Genomic DNA, 19081 nt, shown 5'->3' with positions numbered 1-19081 from the left:
GCCGCTCTCAAGGCCTGTTTTTCAACCCAAAGCCCAGCGCGACCAGCGCAAACACGATGATCATCGCGGCGAACGCCAGGCTGGCCGCGATGGGGCTGGCATAGGTCGAGATGATGCCAATGCCGATGACGGGCAAGGCATTGCCGATAAAGCAGCAGATGAAGAAGCTGGATACCACTTCCGCGCGGCGATCCTCCGGTGCGATCTCGTTCACCACCTGCAGGCTGCCACGATAGCCGAGTGCGGCCGTCAGGCCGCAGCAGGCGGTGGCGGCAATCATCAGGGCCATCGACGCCAGCATCTGCGCCGCCACCACCATGAGGATGCTGGGAATCATCAACGCCAGCGCGGCCAGCATGGCCTTGCCGCTCTGCATTTGCTTCAACGCTACGATGCTGAGCGCGGTGACGATCGCCAATTCGAAGAACAGCGCACCGGCGACAGCATGGTTCGTCTCATGCAGTTGCTGCGCAAGGATGCTTGGCGCCACCGCTGCGTAGAAGCCGACCAGCGCCATGGCGCCGAAACCGGTCACCGCCGGCGCGACGAAGCGCGCGCGGATTTCATCCGGCACGGCAAAGTGCGGCCGCATGGAAATCTGCCCGAGGCCGCCAGGCTCCGCCACCGTTTCGCGTGTACGCCAGACCAGGATGGAGACGATCACAAGCACCGCCAGATAGACAATGAAGACCAGGCGCAAGGGCCACGGTTCATACTGCGCCAACAGTCCCGAGACGAGTGCGCCGAAACCCAGGCCGAGGAAATTGGTGCTGGTGGCGATGACGCTGGCGCGCGCCTTGTCCGCGTCGGGCAGAAGCTCGGCGATCCATGCCGTTCCGGTCCCCGCGCCGACACCGATGCCAAGCCCGCTCAGGACGCGCGCCACATCGAGCGAAACGACATTGTTGGCGAACAGAAAGACAAGCGCGCTGGCGACGGCGACGGCCATGGCTGCGAGAGCGGCAGGCCGGCGCCCAATGACATCCGACGCGCCGCCCAACATCAGCAGGGCGCCGAGATTGCCGACGACATAGACCGCGTAGACCAGCGTCAGCGTGATCTGTGAAAAGCCGAATTGCTGCTTGTAGATAATGTAGAGCGGCGTCAGCACGGTGCTGCCGGCGAACAGAACGGCGATCATTGTGGCGACCACCGGGATTGCGAGAGCCTCGCCGCCTGCTTCGTTGCGCGTATGCGCCAAGTCACGAAAGGCCATGGCCAAACCTCTTCGTCGTTTCAGGGATCGCGACCTCAACGCTCCCTTATCCCCAACGTTCCGGCCGGCCGGCAGGCTCCTGACAGCATGGTGGATGTTGCGTGGACCGGAACCGGCCGACTGAACGGGCTCGGATCGGAACCAATGGTTCCGATCCGTCACGACATCCTGTCGTGTGCAATCCCCGACTTGCAGGAGACACCTTGTGCGATCCCGACAGGGGAGTTTCCCCGAGATAGTTGAGAAATTTATCGAATGGCGTTTATCGGCCCGGCAACATCAGCTAACGGTTTACCGTCTTTCGACAATCGGCTCCGGGCAAAAGGCGCAACTCATGGGCAAAGGCAGGGTCGAGGCATTCACCGACGGTGTCGTGGCCATCATCATCACCATCATGGTGCTTGAACTGAAGGTGCCGCATGGCGAGGATCTCTCGACCTTGCTGCCGCTATGGCCGATCTTCTTCAGCTACGTGCTGTCTTTCATCAATGTCGGCATCTACTGGAACAATCTGCACAATATGTTCCACACCGTGCAGCGGGTCGACGGCCGCGTGTTGTGGGCGAACCTCAATCTCCTGTTCTGGCTGTCGCTGATGCCGGTGACGACGGCCTTCATGGGCGAAAACCATTTCGCGCCGGTACCGGTCGCCGTCTACGGCGCCGATCTCGCGCTGTGCGCCATTGCCTTCACCATTCTCGTCGTGACGCTCCACAGGCTGCACGGAAACGATACGGCCTTTGCCAAGGCGATCGGCAACGACCGCAAGGGCAAGATCTCGCTTGTCGCCTATCTCTGCGCCATCCCGCTGACCTTCATCAGCCAGTGGATCGGCGTTGCGATCTATGTGCTGGTTGCCCTTGTCTGGCTGGTGCCGGACAGGCGTTTCGCACGCGTGATCGAAAAATAGGGATCTATTCGCGCATCGCTTTCAGCTTCTCGGCCACCGACGCGGCAAGATCGGCGTAGCGCTCTTCCAGCCGTTCCGCCGCCTTGATGACCGCAAAATCATGGCCGAACTTTTCTAGCGCCATGCGCAGCTTCTCGACGAAATCCGCCTGTTTTTCCAAAGCCGAAAACAGCGTCTTCACCTGTGCTTCGCTGATCTCCGGATTAGCCAGCATCTGCGGCACTTCGCGGCTCATCTGATCGCCGGTGGCGGTCTGCTGCTTCAGGATTTCGATCCAGTCCGTCAATCGGGAAATCTCCTTTTGCGGGCACCATGCGCAGTCTCGGCCGGACCGGTCAACCCGGCCCCAATGCCTGTCGAAAAAGCAGGCAGTCGGATGGAGGCTTGCGCCAGCCCGCCCCGGCGCTAAGTTCGGCGCCATCGCAAGAAGGAATCCGCCGCCCATGCTGACCGACATCGAGATCCAGACCGCCCTGCCCGCGCTTGGTTCGGGCAATGCCGCCGTCATTACCGGTGCCGCCAGCGGCATTGGTCTTGCGGCCGCGAAGCGGCTGGCTCTCCTGGGCATGAAGATCGTGCTTGCCGATGTCGCCGGCCCGCGTCTTGAGGATGCGGCCCGTATTGTGTCCGCCATCGCCGGCGACGATGCCGTGCTGGCCGTCGCTGCCGACGTTTCGAAGGCACAAGACGTGGATCGTCTCGCCGAAAGAGCCTTTGGCGCCTTCGGCAATGTGTCGCTGCTGATGAACAATGCTGGTATCGGCAACAACCCGGGCAAGCCGTGGGAGAACCGCGACGCTTGGAAGCAGCTGCTGGACATCAATTTCTGGGGCGTCGTGCATGGTGTCGAAGCCTTCGTGCCCCGCATGCTGGGGGCCCGCCAGCCGGGCCTGATCGTCAACACCGGCTCCAAGCAAGGCATCACCACGCCGCCTGGAAACCTTGCCTACAACGTCTCCAAGGCGGGCGTAAAGACCTTCACCGAGGGACTGGCGCATGCCCTGCGCAACGAACCTGGCGCCCATCTGTCGGCGCATCTGCTCATTCCCGGCTTCACCTATACCGGCCTGACCGAGGGCGCGACCGAGAAGCCGGCCGGCGCCTGGACTGGCGAACAGGTCATTGATTTCATGCTGGAATCCCTGACAAAGCGCGAGTTCTACATCCTGTGCCCTGACAACGAGGTAACGCGCCCGCTGGATGAGAAACGCATGGCCTGGGCGATCGGCGATATCATCGAAAACCGCCCTGCTCTGTCGCGCTGGCACCCCGACCACAAGGATGCGTTCGCGACATTCATGAAAGACTGAGCTCTCTCAGGCCGCGGACTTTCTGGCTCCCTGCTTCTGCGCCGCAGTCTTTTTGGCCGCCATTTCGGCGATCTTGCGGTCGTGCCGCTTCGCCGCCCGTTCGCATTTGGCGCGAATCTCCTCGACCTCGGATTCCGTCAGGTGCTCGATGCCGATGAAATGGTTATGAGCGCGGCTCACCCGGATCAGTTCGTCAAGCTTCGCCTGGATCGCCGCACCGTCGCGGTTCTGGGTGTTCTGGATGAGAAACACCATCAGGAAGGTGATGATGGTGGTCCCGGTGTTGATCACGAGCTGCCAGGTGTCCGAGAAGTCGAAGAAAGGTCCGCTCACGGCCCAGACGATGACGATCAGGCAGCAAGCGGCGAATGTCAGCGGCAGCCCGGCAAGATGGGCGACCGTATTGGCGATCTTGGTGAAAAGCTTCTCGATCATCGAAGTTCCCTAAAAACAGCCCAGCATTCTGATGCAGGAGAAACAAATGGCGGCCCTTCAAGGTTCCCGGCCGCAACATATACAACCGGCACAATCAAATACACGCGCAGCGCGCATGCGACAGAAAACACGCCTTATGAGTTTGATGCCATCGTAAACGTGCAGGCAAACAGGCCTGTTCCTTCCGCTTCACAGCGGTTTACCTCCAGCCCCTTCCGTTGCGCCACCCCCGCATGACGGAAGGGGTTCAGTCCGGAGCGCTCGCACAGTGGTTCCCTGAAGCGCGCCTTTGGCGCAAATGCGCGTGCTCTTCAGCCGCGCCGGCGCGAACTCACGCGGCGTGATTTTCCCAGCGGTCCAGGAAGGTCTCGATGGTCGTGGCCTGCATGTCGGGAACGGCGCTGGCGAGCTTTTCGACCGGCCAGTTCCACCAGGCGAGAGCCTCGATCCGCGCCGCGATATCGGCTGCGAAGCGCGGCCGAAGCGGCTTGGCCGGCACTCCGGCGACGATCGTATAGGGCGGCACGTCATGCGTGACGACGGCATTGGCGCCGATGACGGCGCCATTGCCGATGGTGAGGCCGGGCATGATCACGGCCCCGTGGCCGATCCACACGTCATGGCCGATACTCACGGCCTTCGCCTGGCGCCGTTCGCGGAATGCGGCATCGACGCCCAGCCAGCGGAAATATTCGTTGGGCCGGTAGCTGACCTTGTGCTGGGTCAGCCGCTCGATCGGATGGTCCAGCGCATTGATGCGGCTGTTGGCGGCGACCGAGCAGAATTTGCCGATGCTCGTGTAGATCGCCTCGGCGTGCCGCTCGAAATAAGAAAAATCGCCGACGCTCACTTCGCGCAGCACCACCCGCTCGCCGATCGAGGCGTAGCGGCCGAGCTTGCATGCTTTCAGCTCCGCCGTCGGATGGATACGCGGCTCAGGGTCTTTCAGCACGAGATTTTCGGAAGGGTCCATACTGGCGGCTTTACGTCAGGGCAATAACTCCCGCAAGTCGGCAGCAATTGTCGGTCGGGTCAATTGCACGAAAGAACCGCGCCCTCTATTTCGGTTTGCCCTTGGTCCACACCACGTTCTGGCCGTAGAGCGGCACGGTGGTGATCGACATTTTGGCAGAGCCGTTCTGCACCTGGCGCGAATGCGAGAGGTAGATCAGAGTCTCGTTGGCCTTGTCGTAGATGCGGTTCACCACCTGCTTCTTCCAGATCAGGCTGATGCCTTGCTTGAACACCTCCTCGCCGCCTTCGCTCATGTCGATGTCGCCGATGGTGATCGGACCGGTCTGGCGGCACGAAATCGAGGAATCGGAAGGATCCTCGAACCAGTTGCCCTTGTGCAGACGGTCGATGATGCCGCGGTCGAAATAGGACACGTGGCAGGTGACGCCGTCCACCTTCGGGTCCTTGATCGCTTCGACGATGATGTCGTTGCCGAGCCAGTCGACGCCGACTTTGCCGACTTCATCGGCGACTGCGGCACCGGCGCCAAGGACAAGGCACGCGGCCAAGGCGCCGCCGATCAATATTCGCCCAGTCAGTCGTTGCAAGATAACCTCCGGTTCGAGTTGCCGGTCTCAGGTGGTGCGAAGAACATAGCATTGCAAGCCGCGGGACTCGATCAAAACGCTGGCATACGTCACGGCCGGTTGCGTCAACGCGGCACCTTTGCGTGTACCCGGTCGAACCGCTAAGACTGTTCGCCGAACCAACGGCTGCCTGGCAATGGCCGCGCATGCCGATGAAATTACAAGACGGAATCCTACTGATGATGCGCTCAATACTGGTCGGCATTCTCGTCCTGATGGCGGCCGGCATAGGCTGGCTGACCTTCGACTGGTATCGCGGCCACTATGGGGGCGAGCCTTTCGGTGCCGCCTTTACGCTGGTCGACCAGAAAGGCGCGCCGATCACCGAGGCCGCCTTCCGGGGCCACCCCAGTGTCGTCTTCTTCGGCTTCACCCATTGCCCAGAGGTCTGCCCGACCACGCTGTTCGAACTGTCCGGTTGGCTTAAGACGCTCGGCGACGACGGCAAGAACCTGCATGCTTATTTCGTCTCGGTCGATCCGGAGCGCGACACCCCCGCGGTCATGAACGCCTATGTCAGCAATTTCTCTGACCGCATCACCGGCATATCGGGCGACCCAGACAAGGTCCACGCCATGGCGAAGTCCTTCGGTATCTATTGGAAGAAGGTCGACACCGGCGACGGCGACTACACGATGGACCATACCGCCTCGGTGCTGCTGCTCAACGGCAAGGGCGATTTCGCCGGCACGATCGCCTATGGAGAAAGCGCCGACACCGCCGTGGAAAAGCTCAAACGCCTCGCGGCCAAGGGCTGATGCGAAATCCATGACCCAGACGCGGCTCCATTTCACCGCCGGCAAGATCGAATCCGCCAGAATTTTCGCCGCCCTCGATGCCGCCTTCGAGGACGAAGGCTTGCCGATCGCGGTGCTGGAGGTCGATGAGGACGCGGACATTCATGAAGTCTCTCTCTATGCCGACGGCGATGTCGATGCGGTCGAGGCGCGGGTGAAGGACATTCTGGCAGGGCTGGCCCTGTCCAGGCCGGTCGAGCGCGAGACCTTGCCCGATATCGACTGGGTGGCGCGCTCGCTGGAAGGGCTGAAACCGGTGCGTGCCGGCCGTTTCTTCGTGCATGGCGCGCATGATCGCCGCAAACGCCATAGTGGCGAGCTTGCCATCGAGATCGAAGCGGGGCTGGCCTTCGGCACCGGCCACCACGGCACCACCGCCGGATGCCTGGAAATGCTGGAAAAGGTGACGCGGCGCGAGCGGCCGCGCAACGCGCTCGACCTCGGCACCGGCAGCGCGGTGCTGGCCATCGCCGTGGCCAAGCTCTTCCATATTCCCGTGCTGGCGACCGACATCGATCCCGTAGCAGTAAGCGTTGCCGCCGCCAATGCGCGGCTCAACCACGTCAAGGCGCTGGTGGAGACGGTGACCGCGCCCGGATTCCACCATCCGATCTTTGCCAGGCGTGCGCCTTTCGACCTGATCATCGCCAACATATTGGCGCGGCCGCTGATGCGGCTTGCGCCGGAAATGGCGCGACACATCAGCCTCGGCGGCTCGCTGGTGCTGTCAGGCATCCTCGACCGGCAGCGCGACGCGGTGATCTCCGCCTATGTAGGCCAGAGTTTTCGCCATGTCAGAACGCTGCACCGCGAAGGCTGGGTGACGATCCATCTCAAACGGTGACGCAGCCCCGTCTGGCCCTGCTGAAATCGATTCCGGTTTCCAGCTCCATGCGCTACGGTCGGGCACTATCCGAGGGAGACGCCACCATGTTCCAGACCTTTGATTCCGCTGGCGATCCGGCCGTCGGCAGACCGCGCGTGGCGCTGCTGCGCCAATGGCTGGCGGAAAACGGCCTGGATGGATTTGTCGTTCCCCGCGCCGACGAGCATCAGGGCGAATATGTCGCCGACCGCTCGGCGCGGCTGAAATGGCTGACCGGCTTCAGCGGCTCCGCCGGCGTTGCCATCATCCTGCGCGACCGCGCCTTCATCTTCGTCGACGGACGCTATACGCTGCAGGTGCGCGGCGAGGTCGATCTCGGTATCTTCTCGATCGAGAGCCTGGTCGACAATCCGCCTGCAAATTGGCTCAAGGACAACCTTGGCAAGGGCGCGCGGCTCGGCTTCGATCCCTGGCTGCACACGATCGGCGAGATCAAGGCGCTGCAGGCCTCGGCCGACAAGACCGGCGCCGTACTGGTGCCGCTCGAGGCGAACCCGATCGACATCATCTGGAAGGATCAGCCGGATGCACCGGTCGCTCCTGTCGAACTCCATCCCATCGGCTTTGCCGGCGAGCTCGCCAAGGACAAGCTGGCGCGGCTGGCGGCGGCGATCGGCAAGGAGGGCGCCACCCATGCCGTGCTGACCGATCCCTCCTCGATCGCCTGGGCCTTCAACATCCGTGGCGGCGACGTGCCGCACACGCCGCTGGCGCTCGGCTTCGCCATCCTCGCCGCCGACGGATCGCACCAGCTATTCATGGACAGCCGAAAATTCTCGCGCCAGGTTGCGGCGTATCTCACTCAGCTCGCCGAGCCCCATGAGCCCCGTGAATTCGAGGCGGCGGTCGTGGCGCTGGCCAAAAGCGGGGCGAAAATCGCGCTAGACCCAGTTTTGGCCGCCGACAAGCTGCGCATGCTGGTCGAGGACAATGGCGGCGAGGTGATTGCCGCCCCCGACCCGGCTCGCATCCCGCGCGCCACCAAGAACCAGGCCGAGATCAACGGCTCGCGCGCCGCGCATCGCCGCGACGGCGCAGCCGTGGCCAAGCTTCTGTGCTGGCTCGATCGTCAGAAGCCCGGCTCGCTCGACGAGATCGCGGTCGTCACCCGGCTGGAAGAGACGCGCCGGCAGACCGGCGAAGAAACGCAAATGCCGCTGCGCGACGTCTCCTTCGACACCATTTCGGGCGCCGGCCCGAACGGCGCCATCATGCATTACCGCGTCTCACGCGCCACCAGCCGCAAGCTCCAGGCCGGCGAGCTGTTCCTGCTCGATTCCGGCGCCCAATATCAGGACGGAACCACCGACATCACCCGCACCGTGCCGATCGGCCAGCCGACCGAGGAAATGCGCGAACGTTTCACGCTGGTGCTGAAAGGCATGATCGGCATTTCCACGCTGCGTTTCCCCGCCGGCACGCGCGGCTCGGAAATCGATGCCGTCGCCCGCATGGCGCTGTGGAAGCATGGCTGCGACTTCGCGCACGGCACCGGCCATGGCGTCGGCTCGTATCTGGCCGTGCACGAAGGCCCGCAACGCATCGCCCGCACCGGCACTGAAAAGCTGCTCGAAGGCATGATGCTGTCCAACGAGCCGGGCTACTACAAGGAAGGTTCCTACGGCATCCGAATCGAGAACCTCATCCTGGTGACGCCGGCCGCCCAGATCGATGGCGGTGACATCGCCATGCACGGTTTCGAGACGCTGACCCTGGCGCCGATCGACGTCAGGCTGGTGCGCTCGGATTTGTTGACCCGCGACGAGCTGCATTGGCTCGACACCTACCACGCCCGCGTGCTGGCCGAGATAGGCCCGATGCTCGACGGCGAGACGCTGGCCTGGCTGGAGAAGGCAACTGCGCCGCTGCCGCACGACGCGAAGGTTTGATCTAACTTCGACCGTTGGCGCCTCGAACTCTATCCCACGAACTGCCGCGCCAGGATCAGCATCGCAGCCCCCGCCAAAAACATCGCCATCAGCCCGCCGCGCAGCGAAACCGCGGCGGTAACGACCAATGCCGCCCATTCCGCCGGGCCGGCATTCAACAGCTCGGGCGCCACCAGCGTCGTCAGCACCGCCGCCGGCACGGCGTTGAGGCCGGCCTCGACGCGTGGATGGATGTTGTCGAAGCGCGAGATGACCAGATGCCCGCCGACGCGGGTGAGATAAGTGGCGATCGCGCCGGCGATGATGATCCAGAACGTCGTGCTCATGGCCGTATCTTCACGCCTGAGTGGTGCGGCGGCAGGATGACGGCCAGCAGCACGCCGGCAATGGCGCCGATCGAGACGTGCCAGGGCGAACCTATTGTCTTGTAGGCGATGATGGAGGCGCAAGCACTGGCGACGACCACCGGCAGCCACAACGGCCGCTTGCGGAAGCCCATCACCAGGCCAAGGAAATAGATCGGCAGCAGGAAATCGATGCCCAGCGCATGCGTGTCGGGGATAAGCTTGCCGAACACCGCGCCGAGCGCGCTTTCGATCACCCAGAATATATAGACCGGCAGGCCGAGCCCGAGATACCAGGCGAAGCCGACCGTCTCGCCGGACTGCGCCCTCGCCTCGGCGACGGCGAATTGCGGATCGGTGAGGATGAAGAAGCCGAGCGCTTGGCTGACCACGGGCCAGTGCGCTATGCGCCGGCCAATGCCGGCAGAATAGAGCACATGGCGAAAATTGACGGCGAAGATCGACAGCACGATCAGCCAGGGCGCGACGTGCTGGCCGAACAGCTCGATGCCGACCATCTGGCTGGCACCGCCGAATATCAGCGCGCTCATCAGGAAGGCTTCGAACACCGAAAAGCCATTGTCGACGGCCAGCGCCCCGAACAGCACCGCGAACGGCGCCGACGCCACAACGACCGGCATGGAAAGCCGCACGCCTTGCCAGAAATCGCTCTTTGCGCCGTGCTCGGAGATTGCGTCCGACACCATCGATAACTCCCAGGAGAATGGCCTGATCTAGGTAGCGTGGCCCGCCTTGTCACACGAATTCGGTTGAGCCCAACGATCAGCGGAAATGATCGCCGGGACCAATCCTAGCCCTGCGCGATCTTGCCCTCTATCGCCCTGCCCCAGTCGAGCAGCGGCTTGGCGCGCATGGTGAAATCGACCAGCTCGTCGACCAGCGCCGCAGTGTGGATCCCCGCCGGATCGATGACATGCTGCACATAGAAATGGCGGTTGCGGATCGCCTCGGCCAAATCGGAATCGCCGACATGCTCGAAGCCGCGCGGCGTGCGCTTCATGCGGCCTTCCGTCTCGAATTCCAGACCATTCTTCTTCAAGGCGGCCACCAGGGCGCGGAACCTGTCCGGCCTTGCTGCGATCGCCTTGCGCATGGCGAGCAACAGTTCCGGGGCGGGCTGCCACCAGGCAATGTCGGCGAAGCAGCGTTCCAGCCCGACATGGACATAGAACACGCCCTGCTCCATCTTGGTGCCGTCGGGCGACAGGATCGCCGACAGATGCCGGTTGTAAGGCCGCTTGTCCTTTGCGAAACGCACGTCCCGGTTGATCCGGAACAATGATTTCTTGCGGTCGCCCTTGAGGCCGAGCCCGGCCTCGCCGAAACGGCATGTGAGCGTCTCCACCAGATCGCCCAGCGGATCGCGCAATTCCTGTTCGAACAGGTCGCGATTCTCTATGAACCACTCGCGGCTCTGGTGGAAATCGAGCGCCTTCAGGAACGGAATAGCCTTCTGGCCGAATCCCTTGAATTCGCTTGACATCATGCCTTGCCGATCCGCTGCAGCCACGCGTCCTCGTCTATGACCTCGATGCCGAGTTCACTGGCAAGCTTGAGTTTCGAGCCGGCGCCGGGCCCCGCAACCACCAGATCGGTCTTGGCCGAAACCGAGCCCGCCACCTTGGCCCCCAGCCGTTCGGCCATCGCCTTGGCTTCGGAACGCGTCATCTTTTCCAGCGAGCCCGTGAACACGACGGTCTTGCCCGCGACCACGCTGTCGGCCGAGACGGTAACGACATACGGCTTCGGCCTGACCTGCTCGAGCAACGCGTCAAGCACGTCGTCATTGCGCTCATTGCCGAAGAAATCGGCAAGCGCGTTGATCACCGTATCGCCGATGCCGTTGATCGACGGAAAGACACTATGCGGGTCGTCAGCCGCCGCGGTCTCCTTGCCGACGCGGATCAGTTCCTCGATTGTCGAAAACGTCCGGGCAAGCACGGCTGCCGTCGTTTCGCCGATATGGCGGATCCCAAGCGCAAAGATGAAGCGGTCGAGCTCCGGTTCGCGGCGCGCATCGATGGCGGCGAACAGCTTGTCCAACCCTTCATAGTTGCGGTCCTCGACGCTGCGCACATTCTTGCGCGTCTTGCCGGACGCCGCCTCGCGCTGCCTCGCCTGCTCCTCGCGCCGCTCGGCCAGTGCCTTGGTGACCGCAGGACGCCGGTCCCTGAGCGTGAAGATGTCGGCGGCCGTCTTGACCAGGCCCGCATTGAAGAACAGGTCGATGTTTTCCGCGCCCAGGCCCTCTATGTCCATGGCCCCGCGCGACACGAAGTGGCGCAGCCCTTCCACGGCTTGCGCGGGGCAGATCAGTTCGCCCGTGCAACGCCTGCGGGAATCCTCCTTGCCGGTCTTCTCGTTGATCTCGCGCGTCGCCGGCGAGCCGCAGATCGGGCAAATATGTGGGAATTCGTAAGGCACGGCATCGGGAGGGCGCTTGTCGACGACGACGCTGACGATCTGCGGAATGACATCCCCTGCCCGTTGGATCACCACAGTGTCGCCGATGCGCACGTCGATGCCGTCGCGGATCGGCTGGCCGTTGCTGTCGAAACCCTTGATGTAGTCCTCATTGTGCAGCGTGACGTTCTCGACCACGACGCCGCCGACGGTCACCGGTGCAAGCCGCGCGACAGGCGCCAGCGTGCCGGTGCGCCCGACCTGGATGTCGATCTTCTGCACGGTCGTCATCGCCTGTTCGGCCGGAAATTTGTGCGCGATGGCCCAGCGCGGTTCGCCGGTTACGAAGCCCCACCGGCGCTGCAACTCCAGCTGGTCGACCTTGTAGACGACACCGTCGATGTCGTAACCCAACGAGGAGCGCTGCTCCTCGATGCGGTGATAATGCGCGATCAGCTCGTCGACCGACTTTGCCCGCACCATCAGCGGGCTGACTTTGAAGCCCCATTCCGCGAATTTCTGCACCGAATCGTATTGTGTCGGAGCGGGATCGGCTGTCGTGTAGCCCCAGGCATAGGCAAAGAATTTGAGGTTGCGGCTGGCGGTGACGGAGGGATCCTTCTGGCGCAGCGAGCCGGCCGCCGTGTTGCGCGGATTGACATAGTCCTGGCCGCCGGCGGCCGCCGAGCGTGCCTTCAGCGCCTCGAATTCGGCATAGGTCATATAGACCTCGCCGCGAATCTCGAGGGTTTCGGGCCAGCCCGAGCCTTTCAGCCTGCCGGGTATATCGGCGATGGTCCTGAGATTGGCGGTGATGTCTTCGCCGACAGCGCCATCGCCGCGCGTTGCGCCCTGCACGAACACGCCGTTCTCGTAACGCAGCGACGCCGACAGGCCGTCGATCTTGGGTTCGGCCGTGAAGGCGATGTCGAGATCCTTGTCGCGGTCGAAGAAGCGCCGGCCGCGTTCGATGAAATCGGCGACGTCCTCGTCGGTATAAGCCTTGGCGAGGCTGAGCATGGGCACCGCATGGCGCACCTTGGCAAAGCCCTCCGCCGGCGCGGCACCCACCCTGCGCGATGGCGAATCCTCGCGCACCAGGGCGGGAAAGCGCTGCTCGATGGCAAGGTTGCGCCGGGTCAGCGCATCATAGGCCGCGTCGGTGATAACAGGCGCGTCCTCGGTATGGTAGCGGCGGTCATGCTCCGCGATCTCCTGCGCCAGGCGCTTCAGCTCCGCTTCGGCTTCGCTCTCACTGAGTGAATCGACGGGTCTTTCAGACATCGCACGGCTTCCCTGACCAATGCACGCCGCCCAAAATATGGTGCGATTTTGGGGCAACGACATGCGCAAAACAATAACCAAGGCGCGGCGCGCTTTGGTTGGGCGCCACTATAAATCAGGATTTGGCAGGAGGGAGCCGGCCTGCGAAAAAATCATTCCTGAACAGCAGGATGCAGCCATATCCTGACTCGCCTTCGCGAAAACCGAGCTTTCAGGCAGCCGCCGTGTTCTCCCGCAGCAACCTCTCGGCCGCAGCGCGCGCCTCGTCGGTGATGGTGGCCCCGGCCAACATGCGAGCGATCTCTTCCTGGCGCGCCGCCCGGTCCATTTCGGCGATGCCGGTCGCGACCTTGTCGGTACTGCCGGATTTGGAGATCAGGAAATGCGTCGCCGCGCGGGCCGCCACCTGCGGCGCATGCGTGACAGAGAGCACCTGCACGCGCTTCGACAATCTTGCCAGCCGCTGGCCGATGGCATCCGCCACGGCGCCGCCCACACCCGTGTCGATTTCATCGAAGACCAGCGTCGGCGCCGAGCCCCGGTCGGCCAGCGCCACCTTCAGCGCCAGCAGGAAGCGCGAAAGCTCGCCGCCGGAAGCAACCTTCATCATCGGCCCGGGCCGCGTGCCGGGATTGGTGCGCACCCAGAACTCGATCTGGTCGATGCCCTCTTCCATGCGGCTCTCGGCCTCGCTCTTCATCTCGACGATGAAGGCAGCGCGTTCGAGCTTCAGCGCCGGCAGTTCGGCCATTACCGCCTTGGTCAGGCCGACCGCCGCCGCATGGCGAAGCGAAGACAACTGCGCGGCGGCGATGTCATAGGCCTCGCGCGCGGCGGCCGCCTGCTTTTCCAGCCCGTGCAGGCGCTCTTCGCCGGCGTCGAGATCGGCAAGATCGGCAACCATCGTGTCACGCAATTGCGCCAGATCATCGACGGCAACGCTGTGCTTGCGCGATGCCGCGCGCAGCGAAAACAACCGCTCTTCCGCTTTTTCCAGCCGCTGCGGATCATATTCGGTGGCGCGCAAGGCCGCCTCGACGCCCGACTGCGCCGCGTCGAGCGACAGCATCGCCTCATCCAGCGACTTGACCACTTCGTCGAGCAGCCCTGGGGCCTCGCCGGCCTTGCGCTGCAACCGCCTGAGCAGGCTGGCCAGTTGCGGCAAGGGCGAGGATGGACCCGAAAGCACGTCCTGTGCGTCATGGATTTCGGAGGCGATCTTCTCGGCCCGCATCATGTGGGTGCGCAAGTCGGCAAGCTCAGTTTCCTCACCCGGCTGCGGATCGAGCTTGGTCAGTTCCGCGACCGCTGCGCGCAGGTAGTCCGCTTCGCGTGCCGCCGCCGCCACTTTGGCACGATGGCGCGAGAGCTCCTGCTCGCAGGCGCGCCAATGCCGCCAGGCCTCGCCCGTCGACCGGACGGCGCCGAGATGGCCGCCGAAAGCGTCGAGCACGTCGCGATGGGCACCGGGATCGACAAGCGCGCGTTCGTCGTGCTGGCCGTGGATCTCGACCAGCGCGCGGCCGACGTCGCGCATCAGCGTCACGCTGGACGGCTGGTCGTTGACGAAGACGCGGGTGCGGCCGTCCGCCGTCTGCAAGCGGCGCAGGATGATGTCGCCGTCGTCCTCGATCGCATTCTCGGCAAGCAGCGCGCGCACCGGATGGTTGCGCGGCACGTCGAACACGGCAATCACCTGGCCCTGTGCCGCGCCGTGGCGCACCAGGGAAGCGTCACCGCGAGCCCCAAGTGCCAAGGACAGGGCGTCGAGCAGGATGGATTTTCCGGCGCCGGTCTCGCCCGTCAGCACCGAGAGACCGGGCTGGAAGTCGATATCCAGCTTCTCGATCAGGACGATATCGCGGATCGATAGCCTGGAAAGCATGGTTACGCCTGCATCAGGCGCCGGTGATCAGTTTCCCGGCCTTGGATATCCACGACCCGGCATTCTCGCGCGGCGCAAGCCCGTTGCTCTGCAGGAGCTTGTAGGAATCCTTGTACCATGGGCTGTCGGGATAGTTGGTGCCGAGAACGGCGGCGGCGGTCTGCGCCTCCGAAGTCAGGCCCATCGCATAATAGCTCTCGGTCAGGCGCGCCAGCGCCTCCTCGACATGGCGGGTGTTGGAATAGTTCTCGACCACATTGCGGAAGCGCTTGACCGCGGCGATGTATTCGCGGCGTTCGAGATAGTAGCGGCCGATCTGCATCTCCTTGCCGGCGAGCTGGTCGTTGGCGAAGCGGATCTTTTCCTTGGCGTCATCGACATATTCTGAATCAGGCCAGCGCGTCACGAGATCCTGCATCGTCTGCACGGTCTGGCGCGCTTCCTTCTGATCCTGCGTCACGTCCTTGATCTGGCGGTAGTAGCTAAGGCCGATAATGTACTGCGCATAAGCCGCGTCATCCGTTGACGGATACAGCGTCAGATAACGCTTGGCCGACGAGATCGCTTCGTCGTAGCTGCCCTTGCGATAGTCGGCGAAGGCGCCCATCACCATCGATTTGCGGGCCCACTCCGAATAAGGATGCTGGCGGTCGACCGCGTCGAACTTCTTGCTCGCCTCGTCGAGACGTCCGGCATTCAAATTGGCGAGGCCTTGGTTGTAAAGAACGTCCGCCGGCTCGGTCTGATCGACATAGGTCGACAGGTCGATATCTTTTTCCGAGGACATGCAAGCAGACAGGAAGAGCGATGGAACAACCACCGAAAGCGCCAGGAAAACGGACCGCTGCGGCGCTTTCAATTGACCAACTCGCTTGAAGAACATGATTGGATTGCGCCCTTTCGGCGTTATTTCAGTGCCTGTTGCATATCGTTTCCCCAAAACTGGTCCCCACTTCCAGGCGACATGCACTATCGACGGCAGCAGCCATAAACCATAACCGCCTTGCCCGGCAACGCTATGTCTAGGCAATCGAACATTTTTGTGGCGGCCGGGCCGCCCCGGAGCATCCCTGCGATTTCGCCGGCAAATGATGCATTCATGCAACACCAGCGAGCTGCGATGGTATCCGGAAAGTGGCTGTGACTCAGATCATCCAGGGCGCATAGAGAGGCGCGTTGACGGTGCTCATCTCGGCCGCACGGCCGCGCTCGCGGCGAGTCGTTTCGACGACCTCGAATGCGGTACGGTCCGACAGCACGCGCCGCAAGGCGGCCGCATTCAGCCTATGGCCGCCACGATAGGAGCGGAAGCAGCCGATGAAGCGGGCCCCGGCCAACGCCAGGTCGCCCATGGCATCCAGCGTCTTGTGTCGTACGAATTCGTTGGGATAGCGCAAGCCGCCCATGTTGATGACGCGGTTGTCGTCACCGATCACCAGCGAATTCTCGAGCGAGGATCCCAGCGCATAGCCCGCCGCCCACAGCCGCTCGACGTCCTTCATGAAGCCGAAGGTGCGGGCGCGCGCGATGTCGCGGCGGAAAATGTCCGCATTGATGTCGGACGCGAACAGCTGCCGGCCGATCGCCGGGCTCTCGAAATCGATCTCGACCTCGAAGCGGGTACCATCATAGGGCCTGAACTCAGCCCAGGAGGCACCGTTCTCGATGCGGACCGGCTTGACGATCCGGATGTAGCGCCGCTTGACCGACAGCGTTTCGATGCCGGCCTGGTCTATGGCCTCGACGAACGCCATGGCGCTGCCGTCGAGGATAGGGACCTCATGGCCGTCGATCTCGATGATGACGTTGTCGATGCCGAGCCCGAACAGCGCCGCCATGATGTGCTCGACCGTGGCGATGTGCTCGCCAGAGGGATCACCGAGCATGGTGCACAGGTCGGTTGCGCCGATCTCGGAAAACAGGGCGCGGAACTCGCGGCCTTGCCCGTTCTGACTGAAAAGCTGGAAAACGATGCCGGTGTCGGCATCCGCCGGGAGAAAGCTGATGGAAACTTCCTTGCCGCTGTGAACGCCGGTGCCCGTAAGCGACGCGCGCGTCTTCACTGTCGTCTGATAGTCGTGCAAGACAATCCCCATAAGCCCGAAATGCCTAGGTCCGCTTCTCCAGCCCGAGGGCGCGGCTCTCTTGTAAAAAATCGGCAGGCCAGGTCACTTCCCCCGAAATCCCGGCAAACCGACGACGGTAGGCAGCGAAGATAATGTCCCGGCAGGGATAGTCCAAATCACGGTTTCTTACCCTTTGTAACCGCTACCGAGGTATGGATGGTGTCTTAAGTGCTTGAATTTGCATCCCTTTAAACGTTAACAGGCAAGCAATTGCTTGCTTGCCTGTTAACAATTGTTACAGCCCGTTAACCGCTCAGTTGGCCTGGCGGCGCAAGAAGGCCGGAATCTCCAGCTGGTCGTCGTCCTGAGTCGCCCTGGCCTGCGGCGTCAAGCGGCCCTGGTCGTCGAGTTGGCCGCGACGCGGCGCGTAGAGCTGCGCGTCCTGGCTTGCCAGACGGCGCACTTCCGGCGCGGCCTGACGCAGCTTGGGCTCGCGCGGCTGCGCCGGTTGCAGGCGTGCCGGCTCTTCCTCACGGCGCGTCAGGCCATTGGTCAGACGCTTCAGGAGCCCCATCGGTCCGCTGTTCTCATGGTCGGCGGGTCGGCTCTTGGCGTCGACCTCGGCCTTCACGACAGGCGGAAAGTCCTCGACGCGCGGCATGCGCTGGGGAGCCATCGCGACCGGCTGCTGGACTTCACGCAGGATCTCGCGCGGCTGGGGCGCCGGCTGCATCTGCTGGACCACGGGCTGCACGATCGGCTGCGGCTGCGCCGGCGGAGCCTGGAAGATCTTGCTCTGCGGACGGAAATCATCCGCATGGGCAACCGGCGCCGGACGGGCTTGCGCCATCGCCGCGGCGTTTGCTTCGGCCATCTGGATCGCTTCCGCGACAGGATCGGCGGTGCGCGGCTCGTACGCAGCCTGCTGGACCGGCGCGGGGCGGCTTTCCACCGCGGCAACGGCCGGGCGGGCGGCCGGCTTCTGCGGCGCGGTGCGGATCGAGATCGGCGCGGCAGCGATTTCGGCCGCCGACTTGTCGATGCCGGTGGCGACAACCGAGACGCGGATGACGCCTTCGAGCTCCTCGTCGAAAGTGGCGCCCAGGATGATGTTGGCGTCCTGGTCGACTTCCTCGCGGATGCGGGTCGCCGCTTCGTCGACTTCGAACAGCGTCAGGTCGCGGCCGCCGGTGATCGAGATCAGCAGGCCCTTGGCCCCCTTCATCGAGGTCTCGTCGAGGAGCGGGTTGGCGATCGCGGCTTCCGCGGCCGCCATCGCGCGGCCCTCGCCCGATGCCTCGCCGGTGCCCATCATCGCCTTGCCCATCTCGCGCATTACCGAACGAACGTCCGCGAAGTCGAGATTGATCAGGCCTTCCTTGACCATCAGGTCGGTGATGCAGGCTACACCCGAATAGAGCACCTGGTCGGCCATGGCGAACGCGTCGGCGAAGGTGGTCTTGTCATTGGCCAGCCGGAACAGGTTCTGGTTGGGGATGACGATCAACGTGTCGACGCATTTCTGCAGCTCCTCGATGCCGAAATCCGCAGTTTTCATGCGGCGCTGGCCTTCGAAATGGAACGGCTTGGTGACGACGCCGACCGTGAGGATGCCCTTCTCCCGGGCGGCGCGCGCCACAACCGGCGCCGCTCCCGTGCCCGTGCCGCCGCCCATGCCCGCGGTGACGAAGCACATATGGGTGTTGGACAGGTGATCGATGATCTCGTCGATGCATTCTTCCGCCGCCGCGCGGCCGACTTCCGGCTGCGATCCGGCGCCGAGTCCCTCGGTGACATGCGCGCCGAGCTGGATCAGCCGGTCAGCTTTCGACATGGTCAGCGCCTGCGCGTCGGTGTTGGCGACAACGAACTCGACGCCACGCAGACCGGCGGTGATCATGTTGTTGACGGCGTTGCCGCCGCCGCCGCCGACGCCGAACACGGTGATGCGTGGCTTAAGCTCGGTGATGTCCGGCTTTTGCAGATTGATGGTCATTGTCTCCGTCCTTTGCCTTTCCTGCCGCTTCGCCGCCG

At 63.5% G+C, this 19081-nt stretch carries 18 protein-coding genes; 5 read left to right on the top strand and 13 right to left on the bottom strand.

The window, feature by feature from the left end; translation table 11 throughout:
- Positions 1-7 precede the first annotated feature (7 nt).
- Positions 8-1216, bottom strand: a complete 1209-nt coding sequence (locus FJ964_RS26070; protein ID WP_140553141.1) for an MFS transporter — start codon at positions 1214-1216, stop codon at positions 8-10.
- A 334-nt stretch (positions 1217-1550) separates the two neighbouring features.
- Between FJ964_RS26070 and FJ964_RS26065 the strand changes: the two genes are divergently transcribed.
- Positions 1551-2126: a TMEM175 family protein gene (locus FJ964_RS26065; RefSeq protein WP_140553139.1), complete on the top strand. Its 576-nt coding sequence runs from the start codon at positions 1551-1553 to the stop codon at positions 2124-2126.
- Between the two features lie 4 nt (positions 2127-2130).
- Here FJ964_RS26065 and FJ964_RS26060 read toward each other — a convergent pair whose 3' ends face one another.
- Positions 2131-2412, bottom strand: a complete 282-nt coding sequence (locus FJ964_RS26060; protein WP_140553137.1) for a hypothetical protein — start codon at positions 2410-2412, stop codon at positions 2131-2133.
- A 157-nt stretch (positions 2413-2569) separates the two neighbouring features.
- On the opposite strand from FJ964_RS26060, the gene FJ964_RS26055 reads away from it, so the two are divergent.
- Positions 2570-3436 (top strand): SDR family NAD(P)-dependent oxidoreductase, encoded by an 867-nt coding sequence (locus FJ964_RS26055; protein ID WP_140553136.1) that lies wholly within the window; start codon positions 2570-2572, stop codon positions 3434-3436.
- Positions 3437-3442: 6 nt separating this feature from the next.
- On the opposite strand, the gene FJ964_RS26050 is transcribed toward FJ964_RS26055, so the two are convergent.
- The 3 genes from FJ964_RS26050 to FJ964_RS26040 form a co-directional block, all read right to left on the bottom strand.
- Positions 3443-3871 carry a low affinity iron permease family protein gene (locus FJ964_RS26050; protein WP_181172626.1) on the bottom strand — a complete coding sequence of 143 codons (429 nt, stop codon included), beginning with the start codon at positions 3869-3871 and terminating at the stop codon, positions 3443-3445.
- Positions 3872-4202: 331 nt separating this feature from the next.
- A complete protein-coding gene (locus FJ964_RS26045) occupies positions 4203-4844 on the bottom strand; it encodes a DapH/DapD/GlmU-related protein (RefSeq protein WP_140553134.1) in 642 nt (213 codons plus the stop codon).
- A gap of 85 nt (positions 4845-4929) precedes the next feature.
- Positions 4930-5433 carry a CreA family protein gene (locus FJ964_RS26040; RefSeq protein ID WP_181172625.1) on the bottom strand — a complete coding sequence of 168 codons (504 nt, stop codon included), beginning with the start codon at positions 5431-5433 and terminating at the stop codon, positions 4930-4932.
- A gap of 218 nt (positions 5434-5651) precedes the next feature.
- Here FJ964_RS26040 and FJ964_RS26035 point away from each other — a divergent pair, with 218 nt between their 5' ends.
- From FJ964_RS26035 to FJ964_RS26025, 3 genes are all read left to right on the top strand, one after another.
- Positions 5652-6230, top strand: a complete 579-nt coding sequence (locus FJ964_RS26035) for an SCO family protein (protein WP_140495247.1) — start codon at positions 5652-5654, stop codon at positions 6228-6230.
- Between the two features lie 10 nt (positions 6231-6240).
- Positions 6241-7113, top strand: coding sequence for a 50S ribosomal protein L11 methyltransferase (locus FJ964_RS26030; RefSeq protein WP_140553131.1), 873 nt, complete (start codon positions 6241-6243; stop codon positions 7111-7113).
- 86 nt (positions 7114-7199) lie between these two features.
- The gene (locus tag FJ964_RS26025; protein WP_140553130.1) at positions 7200-9044 is read left to right on the top strand and encodes an aminopeptidase P family protein; all 1845 of its coding nucleotides are present in this window, start codon (positions 7200-7202) and stop codon (positions 9042-9044) included.
- A gap of 29 nt (positions 9045-9073) precedes the next feature.
- Here the strand turns inward: FJ964_RS26025 and FJ964_RS26020 are convergent, their stop codons facing one another.
- The 8 genes from FJ964_RS26020 to ftsZ form a co-directional block, all read right to left on the bottom strand.
- On the bottom strand, positions 9074-9370 hold the full coding sequence (locus tag FJ964_RS26020) for an AzlD family protein (protein WP_140553128.1): 297 nt from the start codon (positions 9368-9370) through the stop codon (positions 9074-9076).
- Positions 9367-10095: an AzlC family ABC transporter permease gene (locus FJ964_RS26015; protein ID WP_140553127.1), complete on the bottom strand. Its 729-nt coding sequence runs from the start codon at positions 10093-10095 to the stop codon at positions 9367-9369. The genes FJ964_RS26020 and FJ964_RS26015 overlap by 4 nt, the downstream gene beginning before the upstream one ends.
- A 104-nt stretch (positions 10096-10199) precedes the next feature.
- Positions 10200-10892, bottom strand: a complete 693-nt coding sequence (locus tag FJ964_RS26010; RefSeq protein ID WP_140553170.1) for a TIGR02453 family protein — start codon at positions 10890-10892, stop codon at positions 10200-10202.
- Positions 10892-13096 (bottom strand): NAD-dependent DNA ligase LigA, encoded by a 2205-nt coding sequence (gene ligA / locus FJ964_RS26005; RefSeq protein WP_140553125.1) that lies wholly within the window; start codon positions 13094-13096, stop codon positions 10892-10894. The genes FJ964_RS26010 and ligA overlap by 1 nt, the downstream gene beginning before the upstream one ends.
- Positions 13097-13307: 211 nt before the next feature.
- Entirely contained in the window at positions 13308-14981 is a 1674-nt protein-coding gene (recN, locus tag FJ964_RS26000; RefSeq protein ID WP_140553124.1) for a DNA repair protein RecN, read from the bottom strand.
- A 13-nt stretch (positions 14982-14994) separates the two neighbouring features.
- Positions 14995-15864 (bottom strand): outer membrane protein assembly factor BamD, encoded by an 870-nt coding sequence (locus tag FJ964_RS25995; RefSeq protein ID WP_140553122.1) that lies wholly within the window; start codon positions 15862-15864, stop codon positions 14995-14997.
- A 262-nt stretch (positions 15865-16126) separates the two neighbouring features.
- Positions 16127-17077: a UDP-3-O-acyl-N-acetylglucosamine deacetylase gene (gene lpxC / locus FJ964_RS25990; protein WP_140553120.1), complete on the bottom strand. Its 951-nt coding sequence runs from the start codon at positions 17075-17077 to the stop codon at positions 16127-16129.
- A gap of 283 nt (positions 17078-17360) precedes the next feature.
- The gene (ftsZ, locus tag FJ964_RS25985) at positions 17361-19043 is read right to left on the bottom strand and encodes a cell division protein FtsZ (protein WP_140553119.1); all 1683 of its coding nucleotides are present in this window, start codon (positions 19041-19043) and stop codon (positions 17361-17363) included.
- Positions 19044-19081 lie beyond the last annotated feature (38 nt).

Source organism: Mesorhizobium sp. B2-3-2 (assembly GCF_006442295.1).
GTDB lineage: Bacteria > Pseudomonadota > Alphaproteobacteria > Rhizobiales > Rhizobiaceae > Mesorhizobium.
This window is presented reverse-complemented; position numbering and strand designations above follow the sequence as displayed.